This is a genomic window from Exercitatus varius, from assembly GCF_029577735.1.
GTDB classification, from domain to species: Bacteria; Pseudomonadota; Gammaproteobacteria; order Enterobacterales; family Pasteurellaceae; genus Exercitatus; species Exercitatus varius.
In genome coordinates this window covers 153,273-171,566 of the sequence record NZ_JARQTO010000012.1, presented here as the reverse complement: position 1 = coordinate 171,566, position 18,294 = coordinate 153,273, and the positions used below count along the sequence as shown (strand labels likewise).

The following is an 18,294-nucleotide window of genomic DNA, read 5'->3' as shown; positions in this document are numbered from 1 at the left end:
GCTTATTTCAACAAAATCTTATTTCTCCTTGCCACCGGACCGGAAAAAAAGAGTATACTCAAAGTCATAAGGCGGGCGTAGCTCGGCAGGTTAATAGGGAGGTTGCGATGGACAATTTATTCGTAAAATTTAATTTTGCCTGGCCCTGGATGGGGCTTGCCGTGGCGGCGGTATTATCGGTGTTGATGATTACCACGGATATTTTCCGTCGCGATGAAAACGGTCATCGCTGGGCGGATCCCGTCTGGTTAGCGTGGTTGGTGGTGCCGCTTTGTATGTTTCATCAATTCGAGGAATATGCGGCGTCTTATAATGTGACGACGGACAGTTACGCCATGATACGCGAAGTCTGCCGCGTCCACGGGTTTGCGCCTTATGAACATTGCCCGATTCCCATTGTTCATTTTCCCTTGGTGAACGTCTTATTGGCCTGGGTAGCGGCGCCGATGGCGGCGATATTGTGCAAACGTAATCCGCTGGTGGGATTGAGTTTGTACGGATTTATTTTTGCCGACGGCTTGATTCATTTGATTTTTAGTCTGGTGGATAATCAGCCGTTTTTGCATCATCCGGGATTGATTACGGGCTCGTTGCTGTTTATTCCGCTTGCGCTGTGGGTGATGTTTATCGGCGTACAAAACGGCATTATGAATTGTAACGCGATGATTTGTACGATTTTTGCCGGCGTGATCGGACAACTCTGCCTGTACGCTTCTTATTCCGTATTGCTGAATTGGGGCGTAATGGCAATGCTGGTGACGGACGTTATTGCGGTGTTTATTCCGTTGGTGCTGGCGGCGTTGGTGACGCGCCGGGTGATTTAAGCGGGAAAAAACGTGTCATTTTTTGCCCGCACTTTAACTCGGCGGTTAACGAAAAATGTCGACGACTTTTACAATATTCCCGTCAAATTGGAAACGGATATTGTAGTCATACAAGGTAATTCCGTAGATTCTGTCCGGGCGTTTTTCCTGATGATAGGCCGGGCGCGGATCCTGTTGCAAAACTTCGGTGATAAAACGTTTGATGAACGGATATTTGGGTTCGATTTGCGCCAGAATAGTTTGCACTTCCTGCGTAAAGATAACCGTTAAACGCGTTTCGGGTTTGTGTTGAGCAAAACCCGAAACGGCGTCGGGCGCCTGATCGGCGTAAGCGATATAGGGTTTAATATCAAAAATCGGCGTGCCGTCCACTAAGTCCACCGCGCCGACATATAATTTCACGTCGCCGTTTTTGCATTCCACCTTTTTCAGTTCAACTTTGGATAAGCCTATCGGATTGGGACGATGAGTCGAACGCGTGGCAAAAACGCCCATTCGCCGATTTCCGCCTAATCTGGGCGGTCTCACTGTCGGATGCCATTTGCCGGTTTCAATGCGATCAAATTGGAAAATCAGCCATAAATGCGAAAATTGTTCTAATCCGCGCACGGTTTCGGGAATATTATAGGGTGGCAGTAATTCGATGACGCCGGTTCCGTCCCGCACCAAATCGGGCTGGCGCGGAACGGAAAATTTTTCTTTGTAAGGCGTGCGAATTATCGCAACCGGCGTTAAGGTTAAGTCAGACATCATTGCTAATCTATGGTAAACTTCGTGTTCCGTATCATACCCGAAACCGCTAAAGTGCGGTCAAATTTTTGCAGATTTTTTATGGCTAAAACATCATTTAAAGTGTGGCTTGACACCGCTCGGCCGAAAACGCTTCCTCTTGCGCTGGCGATCATTTTAACCGGAGCCGCGCTTGCGCAATGGCGCGGCAGTTTCAGCTGGCCGGTGACATTATTGTGTTTGTTAACGGCAACGCTGCTTCAGATTGTGTCTAATTTTGCCAATGATTACGGCGATTACCGGAAAGGTTCGGATACGGCGGAACGTATCGGTCCTTTACGCGGCATTCAGCAAGGGCGGATGACGGCGGAACAGTTGCGCAAGGGACTGATTATCGCGATTGCGGCGAGTTTACTTTCCGGTATTTCGCTGATTGCAGTGGCATACGAAAGTCTCCGGGATCTCGTTGTGTTCGGCGCGCTGGGATTGCTTGCCGTTTTAGCGGCGATTACCTATACCGTCGGCAAAAAGCCTTACGGATATTTAGGATTGGGCGATGTTTCGGTTTTTTTATTCTTTGGTTTATTGTCGGTTTGCGGAACCTATTATTTGCAGACTCACGAATTGCGCGGCGATATTTTTCTACCCGCCGCCGCTTGCGGTTTATTATCCACCGCGGTGTTGAACATCAATAATTTGCGGGACATCGAACAAGATAAAAAAGCGGGGAAAAATACCTTAATCGTGCGAATCGGCCCGGAAAAAGGACGGATTTATCATTGCCTGTTATTGCTTGGCGCCGTGCTTTGTTACGCATTTTTTGCGCTAAAACACAAACCCGTTTTGCTGTGGGTTATCGTGATTATCGCCTTATTATTGGCAAAACATGGGCGATTTGTCGTGACGCATAAAGAGCCGGCTGCGTTACGTCCTATGCTGGCAAAAATGTCGATGTTGGCGCTGAACAGTACGGCGCTTTTCAGTTTAGGCTTGCTAATTTTACCGTAACGGGCATATACTAGCCCTATTGTCATTTCGAAAGAAAGGAAATTGTATGCGAATTGATACTTCAGAACTTTGCGATATTTACCTCGATCAAGTGGATGTGGTGGATCCTATTTTTTCAAGCTTTGGCGGCGTTCAGGCGTTTCACGGCAAAGTCACCACGGTAAAATGTTTTGAAAATAACGGCTTGATTGAAGAAATTCTGGAAGAAAACGGAGAGGGGCGCGTACTGGTTATCGACGGCGGCGGCGCGGTTCGGCGCGCTCTGATTGACGCGGAACTCGCTCAGCTTGCCGCCGATAATCATTGGGAAGGCATTATTGTTTACGGCGCAATCCGCCAGCTTGCCGAGCTGGAAAATATTGAAATCGGCATTCACGCTTTAGCGCCGATTCCGGTTGGCGCGGACGAATCCTCTCATGGCGAGAGCGATATTCCGGTCAATTTCGGTGGTGTCACGTTCTTTCCGGAAGATTACATTTATGCGGATTTAACGGGAATCATTCTTTCTCAGGAACCGCTGGATTTAGACGAATTAAACGCGGAATAAGAGATTTGCAAAGCGAAAAGTGCGGTCGATTTTGAGCGCATTTTTTATTGTCCGTAAGATTTGTTGAAAAATGTTTTTAGCGTAAACAAAAAGGCTTGGATTTCTCCAAGCCTTTTCCGTTTGATAATCATCCCGCGGATTACGCACCAAGACGTTCTTTGATACGCGCGGATTTACCTGAACGTTCACGCAAGTAGTAAAGTTTCGCTTTACGCACCGCACCTTTACGTTTCACGGTGATGCTGTCGATTGCCGGTGAGTGAGTTTGGAAAACACGCTCAACGCCGGTACCGTTTGATACTTTACGTAAAGTGAATGCGCTGTGCAAGCCGCGGTTACGAATTGCAATAACCACGCCTTCGAATGCCTGCAAACGTTTTTTAGCGCCTTCAACTACCCATACTTTCACTTCCAATGTGTCGCCCGGACGGAAGCTAGGTACGTTTTGTTTTAATTGTTCTTCTTCAAGTTGTTTAATGATGTTGCTCATTTTTTTTAACCTTATTTTAACTAGTGTTAACTGATTAAGCCGTTTCAGATTTTATCTGACGCAGCATGTTTTTTTGTTCGTCAGTCAGAGCTAGTTTTTCCAGTAGCTCAGGGCGTCGTAACCACGTTCGTTTTAGCGATTGTTTTAACCGCCATTGACGAATTTGTTCGTGATTGCCCGACATCAGCACGGGCGGCACGGTTAAGCCGTCTAATTGTTCCGGTCGAGTGTAATGCGGGCAATCCAGTAATCCTGCAGCGAACGAATCCTCATCCGCCGAGGCTTGTTTGCCTAATACACCGGGAATAAATCTTGCAACGGCATCAATTAATGTCATTGCAGGAAGTTCCCCACCGGTCAGTACGTAATCTCCGATTGACCATTCTTCATCAATTTCGGTTTGAATCAATCGCTCGTCAATGCCTTCGTAACGACCGCAAACCAAGATTAATTTCTCGTGTTTGGCTAATTCCGTTACGCCGGATTGTTCGAGTTTACGTCCCTGCGGCGAAAGGTAAATGACCTTTGCGCCTTCACCTGCCTGCGCTTTTGCCGCACGGATTGCATCGCGTAGCGGTTGCACCATCATCAGCATGCCCGGACCGCCGCCATAAGGACGGTCGTCAACGGTTTTGTGCTTATCGTGGGTAAAATCCCGCGGATTATAGCACCGCACTTGCAGCAGGTTTTGTTTTACGGCTCTACCTGTCACCCCAAATTCTGTAATCGCTTTAAACATTTCAGGAAACAGGGTGACGATCCCTACAAACATAATTTATCCTTCGTGTTACAACTTAAAGCTCTACAGCATACCTGAGATTAGAAACCAGCGTCCCAATCCACTTCAATCGTCTTTGTGGCGAGATCGACTCTTTTAACTACTTGTTCATACAAGAACGGAATTAAGCGTTCCTGTTTGCCGAAGGCATCTTTGACATTCGCACGAACAACCAACACATCATTCGAACCCGTTTCCATCATTTCGGAAACCGTTCCCATCGTATAACCTTGCAGGTTCACCACCCGGCAACCGATTAAATCGTGCCAGTAATAGTCTCCTTCTTCAAGTTGCGGGAACGCGGATAAATCCACGCCGATCTCGACATTGGTCAACGTTTGCGCGGCGTCGCGATCATTCACGCCTTTTAATTTGACGATCAATTCGTGATTATGATGTTTCCAGCTTTCCAGCTCGGTAGGTTGCCATTGCCCTTTGATTTTTAAAAACCAAGGCTGATAATCAAAAATGCTTTCTGCGTATTCTGTTGATGAATAAATGCGTAACCAACCACGAATACCGTAAGTTGAGCCGAGTTTGCCAACTACTTCAATACGTTGTTGTTCCATTTATACCACCTAATCAATTCAAATCAATGAATTAAGCCGCTTTTTGTACTTCTTTAACCAATGCGGAAACGCGATCAGATAAAGATGCACCTTTTTCAACCCAAGCGTTAACGCGGTCTAAGTCTAAACGTAAACGTTCGGCTTTACCGGTTGCCAACGGGTTGAAGAAACCGACGCGCTCGATAAAACGGCCGTCACGCGGTGCGCGGCTGTCAGCGACAACGATTTGATAAAATGGGCGTTTTTTAGCTCCGCCACGAGATAAACGAATGGTTACCATAACCTTCCTCTAAGTATTTAATAATAAAAGAAAACCTGCATCGAAGGAGCAGGAATGCTTACTTTTTTCTCTGTGTATGTAGACAAAAAGCCCAAGAATTATACATTCCTGAGCCTAAAAAGCAAGATTTACCTGCGTTCAAATACGAAAAGTGCGGTCAAATTTCGGCACGTTTTTTAACGGAGCTGAGCTATCCCGTTTTCTGCGCGAATCAGGCCGTTTTTCATGGCGTTTTCCAATAAACGATCATTTTCCGGCAGCGCGGCGCGCGGGGCTTCGTGGTGCCATAAATGATAGGCGATAGCGGCAAATTTGAGAGAGGCGATTTTTCCGCCGTTATTGAAAAAACGCGCTACGAATTCGCTGTCTTCCCGTCCCCAGCCGACGAAATCGTTATTAAACCCGTTAATCGCCAAGGCATCTTCGCGGAAAAAGCCCATATTGCAACCGCGGATGTTTTTGTAATAATGTTTCTTTTCTTTTTGCAATAACGCTTTTGCCAATAACGGACAATGAACGGCGGAAAATCGTTTTTCGAAGCGTTTTTCCAGCCCTTTTTCATACCATTTTAACGGGCGATATTGATCAAGTGCGGTCAATAATTCCTGCGTTTTTTCTTCCGGCAGCACAATGCGTCCGCCTTGCACATACAAACCTTTTTTCGCCGCGGCTTTATGATCGGCAATAAATTCGGGATGCATGACCATATCGCCGTCGATAATCACAATGTAATCGCAGCCTGCCGTCGCCAGCGCGCGGTTGCGGGATTCCGCCAGACGAAAGCCTTCGTCGGGCTGCCAGGCATGTTTTACGGGAACCGGACTGGTTTTGGCAAAACGGGCGATAACCGTTTGGGTTTCCGCCGAGGAACCGTCGTCCGCCACAATGACCTCGTCCGGCAGTACGCGTTGAACCAATACGGAATTCAACACCAATTGTAAGGCGTCCGGACGGTTGTAGGTGGTAATGATTAACGATGTCGTCAGTGTTTGGTTCGCCTCGGCCAGTTTGACATATTTATAGTAAGCGCCGCAGGCATTGGCAAATGAAATGACGAAGCCGTCTGCGCCCGACAGAAATCCGCGTTTTAAGAAATAATTTTTGCAGAAGGCGGAAAATCCGTGAGAAATCGCCGACAGCACGGACGCCCGTTTGCGGAATTTCTGTTGTTCGGCAAATAAATCGGTATATTGTTGCATTTTGTTGATTAAACCGGCCGCATTGTCGAAGGAATAATGATTAAAGCTATTTTTTAACTTCACCGTCTTCACTTCTTTCGGAATATCCAAACTTTCATGCACTTTTTTATGGTTAAAATTCACTCGCGTACGATTATATAACCGCTTCACGTAATCAGGATACCAGCCGCAGGTTTTAATCGGTTTGCCGCGATAATGATTAATGCGCAGGATGGCATACACTTTATTGGTATCGTTAAAATCTAGGCGGCGTATTTCATCCACCAGTTCCGCGGGGAACACTTCATCGCTGTCGATATTGATGATCCAATCGTGACGGGCAAAACTCGCGGCCAGATTTTTCATCGGTCCGAAACCGTTAAATTCGTGAAAGTGAATCTTCACATTTTCAAACGCTTCCGCAATCGCCAAAGTGCTATCCGTCGAACCGTTATCCAACAGGATAATTTCGTCAAAATCCTCCAGCGCAGTTAACACCGTTTGCAGATATTTTTCGGCATTTTTTACCAGCATCGTAACGGAAACAGGGATTTTATTCATAACAATTCTCTTTAAAGTGCGGTCAAAATCGGTAAACTTTTCAGATTATAGCCATATCCTCAAAGGTTGCCTAGCAAAACGGCAAAATTCCCGCTATAATCAAGCCGTTTTATTCACTCAATTTAATATAAGGAAGGCCAAAATGGGTTTAGAAATCGTTCCGGCAGGTAAAGAATTACCAGATGATATTTACGTGGTTATCGAGATTCCGGCAAACTCGGATCCGATCAAATACGAAGTCGATAAAGAAACCGGCACTTTATTTGTCGACCGTTTTATGGCAACGGCGATGTTTTATCCGGCGAATTACGGTTATGTCAATCATACTTTGTCGTCAGACGGCGATCCGGTAGACGTGTTGGTGCCGACACCGTATCCGTTGCAACCGGGCTCCGTTATTCGCTGCCGTCCGGTGGGCGTGTTAAAAATGACCGATGAAGCGGGCGGCGACGCAAAAGTGGTGGCGGTTCCGCACAGTAAATTAACCAAAGAATACGATCATATTAAAGATGTGAACGATTTACCCGCCTTGTTAAAAGCGCAAATCCAACACTTCTTCGAAAGCTATAAAGCGTTGGAAGCCGGCAAATGGGTAAAAGTTGAAGGTTGGGAAGGCGTTGAATCCGCCCGTAAAGAAATCCTGGATTCGTTTGAACGGGCGAAAAAATAAGCGTTTTTTGGCTGCCGTCCTTGTCTGAAGGACGGTATTTTTTTGATTTGGGGTTTTTAACATGATGAAATCTTTACGAAAACTGACCGCACTTTCTTTTGTCGCCGTATTGGTTGCCGGCTGCGCATCTTCGGCGGAAATCAATCGGCAATCGGCGTCGCAATATGCGCAAGTGGTGCGCCAGGCGAAAGCGAAACATTTAGTGGATAACACTTCCGCCACTTCGGTTCGGATCAAAAACGTCTTCAATCGCATGGTGCCTTATGCCACGGCGGAAAATCATACCGGCGAACGTTTCAACTGGGAAATTACGGTGGTGAAGAGTAATGAACTCAACGCTTGGGCAATGCCGGGCGGCAAAATGATGTTTTATACCGGTTTGGTGGATCGCCTCAAACTGACGGATGACGAAATCGCCGTCGTGATGGGACATGAAATGGCGCACTCTTTAAGAGAACACGGTAAAGCTTCTCACAACATGGGCGTGGCGACCAGCATTCTGGGCGCGGTTGCCGAAATCGGCGCTTCTGCGGCGTTAGGTGCGGATACCGGCGGTTTGGCCAGCGGCACCGTTGATTTGATGACAAACAAACCGTTTTCCCGCAGTAACGAAAGCGAAGCGGATGAAATCGGTTTAATCTTAATGGCGAAATCGGGCTACAACCCGCAGGCGGCGCCAGGATTGTGGAAAAAAATGCAGGCGGCCGGCGGTTCGAACGTGGCGACAATTTTCTCCACTCACCCGAGTGACGAATCCCGTCAGGAAAACTTACAACGCTTATTGCCTGAGGCGATGAAATATTACAAACCTCGCAAATAAGCAAAAACGCCTGTTTCCACAGGCGTTTTTTATGGCGATAGCGGTATCGTTTTTAGTAAAGTGCGGGCGAATTTTTCACAGTTTTTGCGATTTCCAGCAGGCGGCTGATGTGGGTTGAAAGTTCCGGATCGTAGTTTAAACAATGTTTCGGATCTTCGATTCGAGCCTGCCCGGATTTGACTAAATCAACGGATTTTCTGACCGCACTTTCCAGCGAATTCGGGTCATCACGATTAAAGGTAAAACCGAATCGGTTTTGAAACACTTCAAGGCAAGCCATATTTTCCGCAAAAATGATCGGCGTGCCCGACAGCACGGATTCCAGCCCCACCAACCCGAAAGGTTCGTAAACGGATGCCATGATGGTGAAATCCGCCGCCTGATATAATTCGGGCATGTCTTTTCTGAAACCTAACGAGCGCACATTTCGGCCGTTTTCTACCGGCGTGCCCGCCACCACTAAGGTAATCGGCAAATCCGAGGCATTGAAGAAATGTTTCAGCCGTTCGAAACCTTTACGTTTGTGCCCGGTTGAAGGAAACAGATAAATTATTTCGTCATCGGCAAAACCGAATTTACGGCGTAACGCCTGACGTTGTTCTGCGCTTGGGAGCACAAATTTTTGCGTATCCGCCGGCGGATAAATCACTTGAATTTTTTGCGGCGGTACGCCGTAAAATTTGACGAGTTCGTCTTTCATCAGCTGCGAATGGGCGATGACGAGCCGGCATTCCTCCAATACCTTGTATTCATGGGGAATTTTAATCAGTCTTTCGTAACAATTCGGCTTCTTATTTAAGGCGTTGAGATAGCCTTGATGATTACCGCCGCACACGAAAATATCGCAATACAGAAAAAACAACGAAAAAATCACTTCATCGTCCAGCCGGTTTTTACGTACAAACGTTGACAGAAAGCGATGACGCAGCTTTCGCGGGATAAGGGAAATATTGGCTTTAATCAGATCAATCCATTGATTTTCCGGCAGGTCGGGCTCCGCTTTGCAGGTATAAACCCGCGGACGCAGATTTTGCCGATGAAATCCGTTGATTAAGTCCAGAATATAGCGTTCGACCCCGCCGCCCCGACGAAAATTTAAGGTGTTAATGGCCACTTTCATGCTTTTCTTCCGTCATTTTTCTTTTACAGGATAAAACGAAGCCCCGCAAAAGCAGGGCTTTGTTCGGCATTCACATTATTTTTTTGAACCCGGGATGCTGAAACGTTTGTTGAAACGTTCTACGCGACCGCCGGTATCGACGACGCGTTGTTTACCCGTATAGAACGGGTGGCAGTTGCTGCATACGTCCAGGTTAATGTTTTTACCTAAAGTTGAACGTGTTTTAATGACGTTACCGCAAGAACAAGTTGCAGTAATTTCTTTATATTCTGGATGAATACCTTGTTTCATTGGAAAACCTCTGTCAGAAGCCGTATCGCTATAAGGTCGGCTTTTAAGTCACCTTACACCATACGAAGTGAATATTACGCTGCACGGGCAGCACGGAAATTAGACGGCAAATTATACCGAAAAAAATACATTATTCAAGTGGCAATTTTGGCTATAATGGCGGCAGATTGATGTAAGGATTCCGTATGAAATTTATTCGTGTCGCGCTTGCGGTACCGTTAATGCGTTTTTTTGATTATTTGTTGCCTGACGAGCTTTCGGTTGAAGTGGGAAGCCGGGTTTTGGTGCCTTTCGGACGGCAAAAACGGGTGGCGATTGCGGTGGATTTTCCGGTTCGGAGCGAGCTGCCCGTCAATCAACTCAAACAAATCACGGCGGTGCTGGATGAAAAAACGATTTTTAATGCACCGACCTGGACTTTGCTGAACTGGGCGGCGGGATATTATCAGGCGCCGCTGGGCGACGCTCTTTTTTCGGCCTTGCCGGTGAAGTTGCGTAACGGCGAAAGTGCGGTGAAAAAATCAAAAACTTTTTGGAAATTAACCGCACTTGGTGAGCAGGCATTAACGGACGGCTCGCTGAATCGGGCGAAAAAACAGGCGGAAGCGGCAAAGGCGTTAAGTTTAGCGCCGTTGGAAAAGGGCAATAATGCTTTCGCGGCGGGTATTTGGTCGGCGCTGAAAGAGAAAGCGCTGATTACGGAATTCGAACAAACGGTTGAGTCCGTTTCCTGGCAAAAAACGTTAGGTGAATTACCGCTAACCAAAGCGGAAAACCGTTTAACTTTAAACAAGCAACAGGCGTTGGCGCTAAGCCGGCTGCTATTTCAACAGGGCTTTCGGGCGTTTTTGCTGGACGGCGTGACGGGTTCCGGTAAAACGGAAATTTATTTGCAGTTTATTGAAGAAACGCTGAAAAAAGGCCGGCAGGTTTTGGTGTTGGTACCGGAAATCGGCTTAACGCCGCAAACGGTGAATCGTTTTCAGGCGCGTTTTAATGCGGAAATTGACGTGTTGCATTCAAATTTGAACGATTCTCAACGATTGCAGGTGTGGCAACGGGCGAGAAGCGGGCAAAGCGCGGTGATCATCGGCACGCGTTCGGCGTTATTTACCCAATTCCATGATCTCGGCGCCATTATTCTGGATGAAGAGCATGACGCGTCTTTCAAACAGCAGGACGGCTGGCGTTATCATGCGCGCGATTTAGCCGTGGTTTATGCCAAACAGCTGAACATTCCGGTGATATTGGGATCGGCCACGCCGAGTCTGGAAAGTTTGCATAATGCGAATCAGGGAAAATACACGCATATCATTTTGTCTCAGCGTGCGGGGCGGGCGACGGCGGCACACAGCCGATTGATTGATTTGAAAAAACAATCGGTCGTGAACGGTTTATCGGGCGAGTTGTTGCGTAAAATGGACGAACATTTGCAAAAGGGTAATCAGGTTTTGCTGTTTCTGAACCGACGCGGTTTCGCTCCGGTGCTGCTATGTCATGAATGCGGCTGGATTGCCACTTGTTCTCATTGTGATAAACCGCTTACCTATCATCAACAGCAGCGCGTGATGCGTTGTCATCATTGCGCATCGCAACGGCCGATTCCTATGCAATGTGCGGATTGCGGTTCCACGCATTTAGTAACCACGGGGCTTGGTACCGAACAGTTGGAAAAAGCGCTGAAAGCACGTTTTCCGCAATACGGCGTTACCCGTATTGATCGCGACAGTACGGCGCGTAAAGGAAAGCTGGAAAATCATCTGAATGATATTAAACAAGGTAAAAGCCGCATTCTGATTGGTACCCAAATGCTGGCGAAAGGGCACCATTTCCCGGATGTGACGCTGGTGGCGCTGATTAATGTGGATAGCAGTTTATTCAGCATGGATTTTCGCGCGGAAGAACGCCTGGCGCAGCTTTACGTACAAGTGGCGGGACGTGCCGGACGCGCGGAAAAGCAAGGCGAAGTGTTGCTACAGACGCATTATCCGGAGCACCCTTTATTGCAGCGTTTGCTGCATGAAGGTTATGCCGCGTTTGCCCGCGATGCGTTGCAAATGCGCCACGCGATGGGCTTGCCGCCGTTTAGTTCTCAGGCCTTATTTAAGGCGCAAAGCCGGCAATCGGAGGCGGCTGAGCAATTACTCACACGGATTGCGGACTACTTTCAGCAATGGAAACAGGTTAAAAATCAACCGCACTTACAGATTCTGGGGGCGATGCCCGCGCCTTTTGCGAAAAAAGCGGATCAGTTTCGCTGGCAGCTTTTATTGCAACATCCCTCACGTATTGAGTTACAGCGGGCGTTGGCGGATTTTCATCGCGATTGGGAACACAAATCGTCGCAAGTGCGGTTAAATTTGGATGTGGATCCGCAGGATTTGAGTTAAGCGACAGATTTTTCCCGCAATTACAGGAAAGAATGTGACGACAGACTAGTCACATTGACGAAATTTGAGTAAAATTAAGCGCATTTATATGAGAGATAAACAAACTCTTTATTTATTAATTTTGGAAAATATTAAGGTTTAATTGTGGCACAACGTGATTATGCTGCGCGCAGCACCAAAAAGAAAAAATCGGCCGGATTAGGAAAGTCGGTGTTATTAACCATTGCCTGCGTCGTGGTTTTGGGATTTGCATTGGGGCTTTATTTTTTAACCTCAAAAGTGCCGGAACCTCAATCGAAAGAGCTCGCGGTAGAGCAAACGAAGCCGAAAAGCCAATTACCAAGTCGCCCGGAAGAAAGCTGGTCTTATATTAAAGAGCTGGAACGTCGCACCGTGCCGACCGATAACAGTCAGGCGGCGTTGGAAAAAGTGGCGCAGTTAAGCGAAAAGCAAAAAGAAGATCTAAAACGTTTGGAAGAAGCCGAAAAAAAAGCGGCGTTAGAGCGGGCGAGTAAGGCGGAAAGCGGCGCTCAAGAAAATGTGCCTGTGAGCGATGCCACTTCTGTGGCGGCAACCGCTACGGCACCGGCAACGGCGATCAGCGATGAAGTTGCGTTAAAAGCGGAAGCCGAGAAAAAAGCCGCCGAGCAGGCGAAAGAAGAAGAGCGTAAAAAAGCCGAATTAGCCAAACAGCAGGCGGCGAAAAAAGCGGAGGCCGCCAAATCCGATTCGGCAAAAGCTTCCGGCGGCAAGTTCGGTTTACAGTGCGGTGCGTTTAATGATCGCGCTAAAGCCGAGGCATTGCAGGCGAAGCTGGCTATGACGGGATTAAATGCGCGCATTATCGAAAGCGGCAAATGGAACCGCGTGTTAGTCGGACCGGTCGGCGATCGCCAGGCGGCGGCATCGGCGCAGCAACAGGCCGTTTCGGTGGCAAGTTGCGTGATCATCGGAATGTAATTTATTTGGAAAAGTGCGGTCAAAAAAACGAATGAATTTTTGCCCGCACTTTTTTCATTTTAACGCTTGCTTATCAATAAAAAATCATTAAAATGAACGAACGTTCATTCAGCGGCATTTTTGCCGCTTTTTGTTCTATGTTTAATTTCACTTAGGATTTGTTTTATGCGCCAATCTGATAATGATATGGCGGAGCAGATTTTTGCAGCGACCGAACGATTGATGGCGGAGCAGGGTTTACATAACTTGTCTATGCATAAAATTGCGAAAGCCGCCAATATTTCAGCGGGAACGATTTATCTTTATTTTAAGAGCAAAGATGTGTTGCTGGAACAACTTGCCCGTCGTGTTCTTTCTCTTTTTTCAAAAGAGTTGGAGAAAGGCTATGATCCGACCAAAGCCTATTTCGAACAATATCGAATCATGTGGTGGAATATTTGGTACCTTTTATTGGACAATCCGATTACGGTAAAAAATATGAGCCAGTATTTGTCGCTGCCTTATTTTGTAGAGGTATGTGCCGAGGCGGAGGAGCAAAGTCATTGGGCTTTATTCTGCAAAGAGGCCAATGCCGCCGGCGTGATATGCGATTTGCCCGTCAAGGTGCTTTTTTCGTTAGGACTTGAAAGCGCAATAAATTTGGCGAGTGACCGCATTTACTTCAATCAGGAACTCACAAACGATATGTTGGAAAGCGTCATTGAACGGACATGGCGAGCCATACAAAAATAATTTTTAACTTAACTTTACGGAGTTTTTATGTCTGAACTTCAAACGAATAAGCCGAAGCGTTCGCACGCTTTCTTTTTGAAAGTAGGTTTAGCCGTTGCGGTGTTAGTGTTTGCACTAGTCATCGGTTTGAATAAATTTAAAGAAATCATGATCGGCAGAGCCATTGCTAATATGCCCGAAAAAGCCAATCCAGTGACGGCAATGACGGTTGCACCGCGCGAATGGACGCCGGTAATTAATACCACCGGTTTGGTGCGTCCGAATCAGGGTGCGATGTTGAGCGCGCAATCGGCGGGTACCATTAAGAAAATTTTTGTTACTTCCGGTCAGACGGTGAAAAAAGGCGATGTGTTGGTGGAATTAGACAGCGATGTAGAAATTGCGACCTTGAAAGCCTCCGAAGCGCAATTGCCCGCCGCACGTTTAACTTATCAACGTTATGCCAATTTGATTAAGTCTCAAAGTGTATCTCAGACTGAACTCGATAATGCGAAAGCAAGTTACGATCAATTAGTGGCGAATATCAATTCTTTAAAAGCGACCATAGAGCGCCGCAAAATCCTGGCGCCGTTTGACGGTGTAACGGGTATCGTACAAGTGAATGAGGGACAATATATTTCGGTGGGAACGGAAATCGTTCGGGTTGAAGATGTAAGTTCCATGAAAGTGGATTTCTCCGTATCCCAAAATGATTTGGAAAATCTGCAAATCGGTCAGAAAGTGACGGCCACTTCCGACGCCCGTCAGGGTGAAACTTTTGCGGCGAAAGTAACGGCAATTGAACCGGCAATCAATAAATCCACCGGTTTGATCGATGTGCAGGCGACATTTGAAGCGGAAGACGGCAAGAAACTGTTATCCGGTATGTTTACCCGTTTGCGTTTGGCGCTACCGACGGAAAGAGAACAAATCGTGGTTCCGCAAGTGGCGATTACTTACAATATGTACGGCGAGATGGCTTATGTATTACAGTCTTTGTCCGATGAAGATAAAGAAAAACTGAAAGATAACGAAGATCTCAACAAAATGTATCGCGCCCAACAAATTACCGTATTCACCAAAGACCGTCAGGGTATTTATGCGCAGTTAAAAGGTAATGAAGTGAAAGCCGGCGATATTATCGTAACCGGTGGTCAGCAACGTTTAAGTAACGGTAGTCTGGTGACGGTAGCCGATAAAGAAGGCGTGGGCACCGTTCAACCTGCAAACAAAACCAACCTTTAATTTCAGGATTGTTTGAATGAAATTTACAGATATTTTTATTAAACGCCCCGTGATGGCGATTTCGATTAGTTTGCTGATTGTTATTCTCGGTTTGCAGGCGATTTCGAAATTGGCGGTGCGTGAATACCCGAAAATGACGACGACGGTAATTACCGTGAGTACGACCTATGCGGGGGCGGATGCAGGATTAATTCAGGCATTCGTAACGTCTAAGTTGGAGGAAGCGATTGCGCAGGCGGATAATATCGACTACCTGTCTTCCACTAGTGCGCCGAGTTCTTCCACCATTACGGTAAAAATGAAACTGAATACCGACCCGGCTTCAGCCTTGGCGGACGTGTTATCTAAAGTTCAGTCCGTGCGTTCGGAATTACCGAGCGGTATTGAAGACCCGACGCTAACTTCTTCAACCGGCGGTTCGGGGATTATGTATATCAGTTTCCGTTCCGATAAATTACATCCGAGCCAGGTAACCGACTATATTGAACGCGTGGTGAAGCCACAATTGTTCACGGTTGAAGGTGTGGCGAAAGTTAATGTGTACGGGGCTGCCGAATATGCAATGCGTATTTGGTTGGATCCGCAGAAACTGGCGGCGCAAAATTTGTCGGCTTCGCAGATTGCGACGGCGTTGGCCAATAATAATGTACAAACTGCGGCGGGTAACGATAAAGGGTATTTTAATGTTTACCGTAACAAGGTGGAAACCACTACAAATACGGTAGAAGATTTGGGTAACTTGATTGTTTATTCCGACGGTGAAAAGCTGGTACGTTTACGTGATGTCGCCGATGTGGAATTAAATAAAGAAAGCGACGATACCCGAGCGGCCGCCAACGGTTCCGATGCGGTCGTATTGGGGATTGAACCGACTTCAAATGCGAATCCGCTGGATATTGCCGATAAGGTTCGTCCGTTATTCGATATCATTAAAAAGAATCTGCCGAACAGTATCGAAGCGGATATTCTGTATGACCGCACAATAGCGATTAACAGTTCAATCAATGACGTAATCCACACCATTATTGAAGCGGTGGTAATCGTATTGGTGGTGATCATGATGTTTATCGGGTCATTGCGCGCTATTGTCATTCCGATTATTACGATTCCGATCTCCTTAGTCGGGGTGGTATTTTTACTGCAGGCATTGGATTTCTCGCTGAACCTGATGACATTGCTCGCCATGATTCTTGCCATCGGGTTGGTGGTGGATGACGCTATCGTGGTGCTCGAAAACGTGGATCGTCATATTAAAGAAGGCGAAACCCCGTTCCGGGCGGCGATTATCGGTACCCGTGAAATTGCGGTGCCCGTTATTTCCATGACCATCGCGTTAGTCGCGGTCTATTCGCCGATGGCGTTAATGGGCGGGATTACCGGAACCCTGTTTAAAGAGTTTGCCTTGACGCTGGCGGGCGCGGTATTCATTTCCGGGATTATTGCTTTAACGCTTTCTCCGATGATGTCGAGCAAAATGTTGAAACACGAAAGTTCGAAATTTGAAGAAAAAGTTAACCGCACTTTAACAAAAATGACCAACGCTTATACCTATGTATTAGGCTTGGTGATGCAAACCCGTAAGGCAATTTTACTGTTCGCGGTGATTATTTTTACCACGTTGCCGATATTGTTTACATCTTTATCCAGCGAGTTAACGCCGGCGGAAGATAAGGGCGGCTTTTTGGGAATGGTCACGGCACCGTCTAATGTGAATGTGGACTATGTGCAGCAGGCTACCAAACCTTATGAAGAAATTCTGAACAATACTCCGGAGAAACAATATTCACAGGTGATTGCCGGTGCGCCGAATACCAATCAGGCGCTGGTGATTACCACCTTGAAGGATTGGTCGGAGCGCAGCCGTACTCAAGCGGAAGTAATGGCGGAATTAACGGCGAAAGCGGCAACAATTCCCGAAGTATCCATTTCGGCTTTCTCCTTCCCGGAAATTGAAACCGGGGAACAAGGACCGCCGGTGGTATTTGTGTTAAGTTCGCCGAATAATACCAAAGAATTGGCGCAGGTTGCGGAGTCGTTTTTAGATAAAATCCGTAAATCCGGCAAATTCGTGTATTCAAATTTAACCTTGAAATACGATGTCGCGCAAATGCGTATTAAAGTCGACAAAGAGAAAGCGGGGACTTACGGCATTACCATGCAACAAATCGCCAACACTTTAGGTTACTATTTGTCCGAGGCGACGATTACCCGTGTGGATATCGACGGTCGCGCTTACAAAGTGATTTCTCAGGTAAAACGTGAAAACCGTTTATCGCCGGAAAGCCTGAAAAATTATTATATCAGCGCAAGCAACGGCGAAAGTGTGCCGCTCAGCAGTTTGCTTACCGTGTCTCTTGAACCGCAACCGTATTCATTACCGCGTTTCAGCCAGTTGAACTCGGCCGAAATCCAGCTAGTGCCGTCTCCGACTACCACAACGGGTGACGCTATCGCATGGTTGCAGGATGCGGCGAAGGATTTACCACAAGGTTATTCCTACGACTGGAAAGGAGAGGCGCGTCAGTTGGTTCAGGAAGGTAATGCCTTAACCACCACTTTCATTCTGGCGGTATTGATCATCTTCCTGGTATTGGCGATTCAGTTCGAATCCATTCGCGATCCGTTGGTGATCCTGGTTTCCGTGCCGCTGGCCATTTCGGGCGCGTTATTAGTTCTGAACTTGCTCGGCTTCTTCGGCGTAACGGGCGTAACGCTTAATATTTACTCCGAAGTCGGTTTGATCACCCTAGTGGGATTGATCACCAAACACGGTATTTTGATGTGCGAAGTGGCGAAAGAAGAGCAGCTGAATCACGGTAAAACCAAAATGGAAGCGATTATGACCGCTGCGCAATTACGTTTACGTCCAATCTTAATGACGACGGCGGCGATGATTGCGGGTCTTGTACCGTTGCTTTACGCGTCGGGAGCCGGTGCAGTGATGCGTTTCAGTATGGGCGTTGTCGTGGTGGCGGGCCTTGCTATCGGTACCTTGTTTACCTTATTCGTATTGCCGGTGATTTACACCTATTTGGGTTCCAATCACGAACCGTTGCCGGAATTCGATGAAAACGCACCACGAATCAGCAAAGGTGAAAGCCACTGATTGAGCGAAAAAACTCA

General features: G+C 47.1%; 18 protein-coding genes. 10 read left to right on the top strand and 8 right to left on the bottom strand.

What is annotated here, in order from left to right; all coding sequences use genetic code 11:
• Positions 1-107 precede the first annotated feature (107 nt).
• Positions 108-824 (top strand): HXXEE domain-containing protein, encoded by a 717-nt coding sequence (locus P7M01_RS09340; protein WP_317475721.1) that lies wholly within the window; start codon positions 108-110, stop codon positions 822-824.
• Between the two features lie 45 nt (positions 825-869).
• Here the strand turns inward: P7M01_RS09340 and tsaA are convergent, their stop codons facing one another.
• Complete coding sequence (gene tsaA, locus P7M01_RS09335; protein WP_317475743.1) at positions 870-1,574, bottom strand: tRNA (N6-threonylcarbamoyladenosine(37)-N6)-methyltransferase TrmO; 705 nt, start codon at positions 1,572-1,574, stop codon at positions 870-872.
• A gap of 81 nt (positions 1,575-1,655) precedes the next feature.
• Here tsaA and P7M01_RS09330 point away from each other — a divergent pair, with 81 nt between their 5' ends.
• The gene (locus P7M01_RS09330; protein WP_317483132.1) at positions 1,656-2,561 is read left to right on the top strand and encodes a 1,4-dihydroxy-2-naphthoate polyprenyltransferase; all 906 of its coding nucleotides are present in this window, start codon (positions 1,656-1,658) and stop codon (positions 2,559-2,561) included.
• Positions 2,562-2,607: 46 nt separating this feature from the next.
• Complete coding sequence (rraA, locus tag P7M01_RS09325; protein ID WP_202936254.1) at positions 2,608-3,108, top strand: ribonuclease E activity regulator RraA; 501 nt, start codon at positions 2,608-2,610, stop codon at positions 3,106-3,108.
• A 139-nt stretch (positions 3,109-3,247) separates the two neighbouring features.
• On the opposite strand, the gene rplS is transcribed toward rraA, so the two are convergent.
• The 5 genes from rplS to P7M01_RS09300 form a co-directional block, all read right to left on the bottom strand.
• Positions 3,248-3,598 (bottom strand): 50S ribosomal protein L19, encoded by a 351-nt coding sequence (gene rplS / locus P7M01_RS09320; protein ID WP_202936253.1) that lies wholly within the window; start codon positions 3,596-3,598, stop codon positions 3,248-3,250.
• A 34-nt stretch (positions 3,599-3,632) separates the two neighbouring features.
• Entirely contained in the window at positions 3,633-4,370 is a 738-nt protein-coding gene (gene trmD, locus P7M01_RS09315; protein WP_202936252.1) for a tRNA (guanosine(37)-N1)-methyltransferase TrmD, read from the bottom strand.
• A 47-nt stretch (positions 4,371-4,417) separates the two neighbouring features.
• On the bottom strand, positions 4,418-4,945 hold the full coding sequence (gene rimM / locus P7M01_RS09310) for a ribosome maturation factor RimM (protein WP_202936251.1): 528 nt from the start codon (positions 4,943-4,945) through the stop codon (positions 4,418-4,420).
• 31 nt (positions 4,946-4,976) lie between these two features.
• Positions 4,977-5,225: a 30S ribosomal protein S16 gene (gene rpsP, locus P7M01_RS09305; RefSeq protein ID WP_202936250.1), complete on the bottom strand. Its 249-nt coding sequence runs from the start codon at positions 5,223-5,225 to the stop codon at positions 4,977-4,979.
• Between the two features lie 176 nt (positions 5,226-5,401).
• Entirely contained in the window at positions 5,402-6,964 is a 1,563-nt protein-coding gene (locus P7M01_RS09300; protein WP_317483131.1) for a glycosyltransferase family 2 protein, read from the bottom strand.
• A 142-nt stretch (positions 6,965-7,106) separates the two neighbouring features.
• On the opposite strand from P7M01_RS09300, the gene ppa reads away from it, so the two are divergent.
• Together ppa and P7M01_RS09290 are read left to right on the top strand one after the other, a co-directional pair.
• Entirely contained in the window at positions 7,107-7,634 is a 528-nt protein-coding gene (gene ppa, locus P7M01_RS09295; RefSeq protein ID WP_202936248.1) for an inorganic diphosphatase, read from the top strand.
• Positions 7,635-7,695: 61 nt separating this feature from the next.
• Complete coding sequence (locus P7M01_RS09290; protein WP_202936247.1) at positions 7,696-8,454, top strand: M48 family metallopeptidase; 759 nt, start codon at positions 7,696-7,698, stop codon at positions 8,452-8,454.
• 52 nt (positions 8,455-8,506) lie between these two features.
• On the opposite strand, the gene P7M01_RS09285 is transcribed toward P7M01_RS09290, so the two are convergent.
• Positions 8,507-9,574: a glycosyltransferase family 4 protein gene (locus tag P7M01_RS09285; RefSeq protein ID WP_317483130.1), complete on the bottom strand. Its 1,068-nt coding sequence runs from the start codon at positions 9,572-9,574 to the stop codon at positions 8,507-8,509.
• A 75-nt stretch (positions 9,575-9,649) separates the two neighbouring features.
• Positions 9,650-9,865 carry a 50S ribosomal protein L31 gene (rpmE, locus tag P7M01_RS09280; RefSeq protein WP_202936245.1) on the bottom strand — a complete coding sequence of 72 codons (216 nt, stop codon included), beginning with the start codon at positions 9,863-9,865 and terminating at the stop codon, positions 9,650-9,652.
• 185 nt (positions 9,866-10,050) lie between these two features.
• Between rpmE and priA the strand changes: the two genes are divergently transcribed.
• From priA to acrB, 5 genes are all read left to right on the top strand, one after another.
• A complete protein-coding gene (gene priA / locus P7M01_RS09275; protein ID WP_317483129.1) occupies positions 10,051-12,255 on the top strand; it encodes a primosomal protein N' in 2,205 nt (734 codons plus the stop codon).
• Between the two features lie 144 nt (positions 12,256-12,399).
• On the top strand, positions 12,400-13,215 hold the full coding sequence (gene ftsN / locus P7M01_RS09270) for a cell division protein FtsN (protein ID WP_317483128.1): 816 nt from the start codon (positions 12,400-12,402) through the stop codon (positions 13,213-13,215).
• Positions 13,216-13,380: 165 nt separating this feature from the next.
• Positions 13,381-13,947, top strand: coding sequence for a TetR/AcrR family transcriptional regulator (locus P7M01_RS09265; RefSeq protein WP_317483127.1), 567 nt, complete (start codon positions 13,381-13,383; stop codon positions 13,945-13,947).
• 27 nt (positions 13,948-13,974) lie between these two features.
• On the top strand, positions 13,975-15,171 hold the full coding sequence (gene acrA, locus P7M01_RS09260) for a multidrug efflux RND transporter periplasmic adaptor subunit AcrA (protein ID WP_317479842.1): 1,197 nt from the start codon (positions 13,975-13,977) through the stop codon (positions 15,169-15,171).
• Positions 15,172-15,187: 16 nt separating this feature from the next.
• Positions 15,188-18,277: a multidrug efflux RND transporter permease subunit AcrB gene (gene acrB / locus P7M01_RS09255; protein ID WP_317483126.1), complete on the top strand. Its 3,090-nt coding sequence runs from the start codon at positions 15,188-15,190 to the stop codon at positions 18,275-18,277.
• Positions 18,278-18,294 lie beyond the last annotated feature (17 nt).

What these genes read in the sequence shown, in the direction of transcription:
- rpsP (WP_202936250.1), bottom strand. Translation starts at nt 5,225, where the DNA reads ATGGTAACCATTCGTTTATCTCGTGGCGGAGCTAAAAAACGCCCATTT.
- acrA (WP_317479842.1), top strand. Translation starts at nt 13,975, where the DNA reads ATGTCTGAACTTCAAACGAATAAGCCGAAGCGTTCGCACGCTTTCTTT.
- trmD (WP_202936252.1), bottom strand. Translation starts at nt 4,370, where the DNA reads ATGTTTGTAGGGATCGTCACCCTGTTTCCTGAAATGTTTAAAGCGATT.
- acrB (WP_317483126.1), top strand. Translation starts at nt 15,188, where the DNA reads ATGAAATTTACAGATATTTTTATTAAACGCCCCGTGATGGCGATTTCG.
- rraA (WP_202936254.1), top strand. Translation starts at nt 2,608, where the DNA reads ATGCGAATTGATACTTCAGAACTTTGCGATATTTACCTCGATCAAGTG.
- priA (WP_317483129.1), top strand. Translation starts at nt 10,051, where the DNA reads ATGAAATTTATTCGTGTCGCGCTTGCGGTACCGTTAATGCGTTTTTTT.
- P7M01_RS09290 (WP_202936247.1), top strand. Translation starts at nt 7,696, where the DNA reads ATGATGAAATCTTTACGAAAACTGACCGCACTTTCTTTTGTCGCCGTA.
- P7M01_RS09285 (WP_317483130.1), bottom strand. Translation starts at nt 9,574, where the DNA reads ATGAAAGTGGCCATTAACACCTTAAATTTTCGTCGGGGCGGCGGGGTC.
- tsaA (WP_317475743.1), bottom strand. Translation starts at nt 1,574, where the DNA reads ATGTCTGACTTAACCTTAACGCCGGTTGCGATAATTCGCACGCCTTAC.
- P7M01_RS09300 (WP_317483131.1), bottom strand. Translation starts at nt 6,964, where the DNA reads ATGAATAAAATCCCTGTTTCCGTTACGATGCTGGTAAAAAATGCCGAA.
- rpmE (WP_202936245.1), bottom strand. Translation starts at nt 9,865, where the DNA reads ATGAAACAAGGTATTCATCCAGAATATAAAGAAATTACTGCAACTTGT.
- P7M01_RS09340 (WP_317475721.1), top strand. Translation starts at nt 108, where the DNA reads ATGGACAATTTATTCGTAAAATTTAATTTTGCCTGGCCCTGGATGGGG.
- rplS (WP_202936253.1), bottom strand. Translation starts at nt 3,598, where the DNA reads ATGAGCAACATCATTAAACAACTTGAAGAAGAACAATTAAAACAAAAC.
- P7M01_RS09265 (WP_317483127.1), top strand. Translation starts at nt 13,381, where the DNA reads ATGCGCCAATCTGATAATGATATGGCGGAGCAGATTTTTGCAGCGACC.
- rimM (WP_202936251.1), bottom strand. Translation starts at nt 4,945, where the DNA reads ATGGAACAACAACGTATTGAAGTAGTTGGCAAACTCGGCTCAACTTAC.
- ppa (WP_202936248.1), top strand. Translation starts at nt 7,107, where the DNA reads ATGGGTTTAGAAATCGTTCCGGCAGGTAAAGAATTACCAGATGATATT.
- P7M01_RS09330 (WP_317483132.1), top strand. Translation starts at nt 1,656, where the DNA reads ATGGCTAAAACATCATTTAAAGTGTGGCTTGACACCGCTCGGCCGAAA.